Consider the following 3,459-nt stretch of genomic DNA (forward strand, 5'->3'; position numbering starts at 1 on the left):
GGATCTATTAGATACATTGCTTCGAGACGTAGACTCAATAATTAATTTTTCACAATTTATATCTAGCGAGATTGCAAGAACCCTAGACGCAGCACTCGGTATGATTGCAATTGAACAAAATAATATTATTAAAATTTTTTCGTTGGTTACTATATTTTTTCTCCCACCCACTTTAATAGCTAGTATTTACGGCATGAATTTTACCGTAATGCCTGAGCTTAAATCACCGTATGGTTATCCTATAGCCTTATTCTTAATGCTATTATCTACAATTATTACCTATAAATATTTTAAGAAACGGAAGTGGTTGTAAGTTTTTATTGAGAATAGTTCGATAGAATTTTGCATAAAAATCAATGACCGTATTTTATAGTCAATTGATTTGGACTCACCTACATCATACTCGTTGCTTTCCTATTAGTTATAGGTTTCGTGCCTTGCGCCTTTTATGCAAATCTCATTGAATTGACTATATTACCAACAGTTAAAATTTCTTAAATTTCAATTTAATAATAATTAGGATTTAAATATGAGCGAATTAGATTTTGAAGTAGAAAAGACAAGTTTTGTAGTAAGTGTTATTGATGCTATTGAAGAGTATATAAAAGCAGAATTTTTATTTGACTATGAAAAGCAAAAAGAAAATTTTCAATATATCCAAGGTGATTTAAATAATTTGGAATTGCCTGAGATTATTAAAAATTCTGGAGTCATGCAAGAATTCTTTAGATTAAAATCAGAATTTAGGAAATATATTAAAGATAAAAATTATGAATTTTTTGCAGAAATATATAAAAAATCAAGTATATCTATAGAAGAGAAAATTGTAGAAATAAAATAGAGCGTATTAAAAACGATCAACCTGAAAATGAAGAAAAAAAGGCTTGGGAGTAGAATAAGAGTAATGAATTAGAGCGAAAAGCAATAGAAGAGGTGTATAAGAAAAAACAAGATAAGGAAAGTATAGATAGTTATAAACAATTAGGGGCAAGGGTACAAGCGGTAAGAGCTAATCATCAATAGAAAAGATGGAAGATCATTTTTTAGTGAAAGAGAAAATATTAAGTGCAGAAGAAATGAAAGCTATTATTTCAAATCATGAATTATTAAATACATTAGCTAGTTATAATGATATAGCTAGTGCAAATGCAGTAACAAAATTATTTGAAATTGCTCGTAATGATTATGAAGATGATAAGCACAAAGGCATCAATGAACTTGGAGCAATAAACGATACAAACAAAAACAACTTATCTTCTTAATGCAAATATTTAAAAATTATTGAAACAAAAGCAACTTAGTTTTAAAGATATTGATTACGTAGTTGGTCATGAGTTAGATAAGTTATGTGAGTTAATAGCAGGAAATAGTACAATCCTTACTTTTAATAATGATCAAAGACATAACAGTAATGATTTTTTTGATTTAGCAATATTAGATAGGTTAGAAGAAACGCTCAAAAAGTGAGCTGATGATTTTACGGTAAATGATGAGCGGATAAAATTCTATAGAACACTAACAGAAGAAAATAATAAAAAATTCTTTTTTGAAATTGGAAGTTAATAAAATGGTGTTCCGATACCATAACTTATAAGGAACTATTGCAGTTGTTACCTAGTAAAAATTTTATCAGATCTCTTAAAAGATAGAAATTTATATAAATTAACAGAAAAAATGACTATTTCTAAAAATGAGTTACTTGAGATGTCAAAAGAGGTATAAGAAAATTATTTAAAAGAAATAAGGGTTGAAGATTGTTTAGATATTCATTTAGACTCTATGCATATTAATACTCTTAAACTTATTATAGCATCAAATGTGATTCTTAGTAATATCTCATTCAATTCTGATACTACCGTAATTATAGAAGCAGGAAGGTCTTTGAATATCGTTGGTACACTAAATCTAGTATCAGGCAGTACTTTAAATATATCTAGTGAGGGTACATTAGGGTCAAATATTGTTTCAAAAGGTATAATAGAAAATATAAATAATGGTCAATCAGTAATTAAGGAATCACTTCTGAAATTCTTTTAAATAATACTATTGCACTCAATTTAAATTTTATGGAAGAAAATAGGGATAGTAATTCAGATACAACAATATTGGGAAATACTGATCCGGAGATTAAATAATATTGCAAGTTCTTTCTAAACTCTATTTTTATTCGCAACTAGGGATAAGATTGTTTTAAATCTTATCCCTTTTTTGCCGGTTACTTTATAGCCTTATTTTCAATGCTATTATCTATAATTATCAACTCTAAATTTTTATAAATACTATATAGCTTTATATGATTTTTTCTTATTAAAAACTTAACAGCTATGAATAAAATACCGACTCTATCTTGACTTTTTACAAAAATTGCCATATTATGTGGTAATTACCATAGAATATGATAACTAAGTTAATTATATAAGGATATAAATATGCAAAAAATATTGTTTAAAGGCCCGAATATAAGTATGAAAAATGAAAATCCTGATATCAAGGAAATAAACACCTTAGCTGACTTACCTTCAGGTACAGGTAGTGAATATTTTATAAATGCACATGGATCAGAGTTTTTCTATAAATCTACTAATTTAGGTTTATGGGGAAAAATTAAATCATATTTTATGCCTGAGCCTTCTTACTTATCAATGAGTATATTGTCTGATGAAGGCACAACTTCTGTGTTAGATATTACACTGCTTAATAAAATACAAAATAATACCACTGCAAAGCAATGTAATATTGTTCATATATTTTCTTGTCATTCAGGAGCCGCTCAACATCATTTAGATTGTATACAGGGCAACATGGTGTTATGCACTTATAATAAGGCCAGCGATTCAAATATTATACGATTAGCTCAAAATAATTACGATGCTAGAACAAAAAATGACTTTTTATTGATTGAATATATAAGAAATCATTTTCATCTATTAGTAGCATCAGATTTTAGTATAAGCTATAAATTAGACGATCAAATTTATAGTTTTTCTTTAAGTGCTGATAAAATTAAAAAGATGAAAAGCATAGCGGAGTTGCCGGCTTTTCTACATAAAGAATATAAAGCTTTTGTAAAATTTTATAAAAATATTCATGCGAAATATCATAAATCATATCCTGAAATATTTAACTTAAATATAGAAACAAAGCCGAAAGAATTAACATACGATGACTTAATCAGGGTATTTAGTAGAGCTTTAACCTTAGAAACATATAATTTTAATAAATTTTCTCTAAGCAAGATAGAGACTATGTTAAATCAGAAAGGATTATACACTGATACTAGTATAGGGGAAGCTATAGAGCAAGGGAATTCTGAACTATTAATTTGTTTACTTAATTATGGTAATACTAAAGTAAGTACCTATAATCTTGATAAGGCTATAGAGAAAGGTGATTTAGCTATTCTAAAAGCTGTACTTGAGCATAGTACTACAAAAATAGAATTATATAATCTTAGTAATG

7 protein-coding genes (1 of these 7 only partly in view) are annotated in these 3,459 nt (G+C 27.3%); 6 read left to right on the forward strand and 1 reads right to left on the reverse strand.

Annotated elements, in window-relative coordinates:
• From WSW_RS0106235 to WSW_RS0106260, 5 genes are all read left to right on the forward strand, one after another.
• A protein-coding gene (locus tag WSW_RS0106235; RefSeq protein WP_016917473.1) for a magnesium transporter CorA family protein crosses the window boundary here: on the forward strand, window positions 1-313 show its end. 647 nt of this gene lie to the left of the window's left edge; the window shows 313 of its 960 coding nt (coding positions 648-960); the start codon falls outside the window, past its left edge; the stop codon is at window positions 311-313.
• 216 nt (window positions 314-529) lie between these two features.
• Window positions 530-841 carry a hypothetical protein gene (locus WSW_RS0106240; RefSeq protein ID WP_016917474.1) on the forward strand — a complete coding sequence of 104 codons (312 nt, stop codon included), beginning with the start codon at window positions 530-532 and terminating at the stop codon, window positions 839-841.
• A 187-nt stretch (window positions 842-1,028) separates the two neighbouring features.
• Window positions 1,029-1,262: a hypothetical protein gene (locus WSW_RS0106250; protein WP_016917475.1), complete on the forward strand. Its 234-nt coding sequence runs from the start codon at window positions 1,029-1,031 to the stop codon at window positions 1,260-1,262.
• A 19-nt stretch (window positions 1,263-1,281) separates the two neighbouring features.
• Window positions 1,282-1,467 (forward strand): hypothetical protein, encoded by a 186-nt coding sequence (locus WSW_RS0106255; protein ID WP_016917476.1) that lies wholly within the window; start codon window positions 1,282-1,284, stop codon window positions 1,465-1,467.
• Window positions 1,468-1,779: 312 nt separating this feature from the next.
• Window positions 1,780-2,037 (forward strand): hypothetical protein, encoded by a 258-nt coding sequence (locus WSW_RS0106260; RefSeq protein ID WP_016917477.1) that lies wholly within the window; start codon window positions 1,780-1,782, stop codon window positions 2,035-2,037.
• Between the two features lie 178 nt (window positions 2,038-2,215).
• Here the strand turns inward: WSW_RS0106260 and WSW_RS1000000112165 are convergent, their stop codons facing one another.
• Window positions 2,216-2,371: a hypothetical protein gene (locus WSW_RS1000000112165; protein ID WP_016917478.1), complete on the reverse strand. Its 156-nt coding sequence runs from the start codon at window positions 2,369-2,371 to the stop codon at window positions 2,216-2,218.
• A 58-nt stretch (window positions 2,372-2,429) separates the two neighbouring features.
• On the opposite strand from WSW_RS1000000112165, the gene WSW_RS0106270 reads away from it, so the two are divergent.
• Window positions 2,430-3,459: hypothetical protein (locus WSW_RS0106270; RefSeq protein ID WP_016917479.1), on the forward strand; the 1,030-nt coding region annotated here is incomplete at its 3' end.

The sequence above is a fragment of the Rickettsia honei RB genome (genome assembly GCF_000263055.1).
Taxonomy (GTDB): Bacteria; Pseudomonadota; Alphaproteobacteria; order Rickettsiales; family Rickettsiaceae; genus Rickettsia; species Rickettsia rickettsii.

Excerpts from the sequence above, each read along its gene's own strand:
- WSW_RS0106240 (WP_016917474.1), top strand. The coding sequence starts at position 530 with ATGAGCGAATTAGATTTTGAAGTAGAAAAGACAAGTTTTGTAGTAAGT.
- WSW_RS0106250 (WP_016917475.1), top strand. The coding sequence starts at position 1,029 with ATGGAAGATCATTTTTTAGTGAAAGAGAAAATATTAAGTGCAGAAGAA.
- WSW_RS0106260 (WP_016917477.1), top strand. The coding sequence starts at position 1,780 with ATGCATATTAATACTCTTAAACTTATTATAGCATCAAATGTGATTCTT.
- WSW_RS1000000112165 (WP_016917478.1), bottom strand. The coding sequence starts at position 2,371 with ATGGCAATTTTTGTAAAAAGTCAAGATAGAGTCGGTATTTTATTCATA.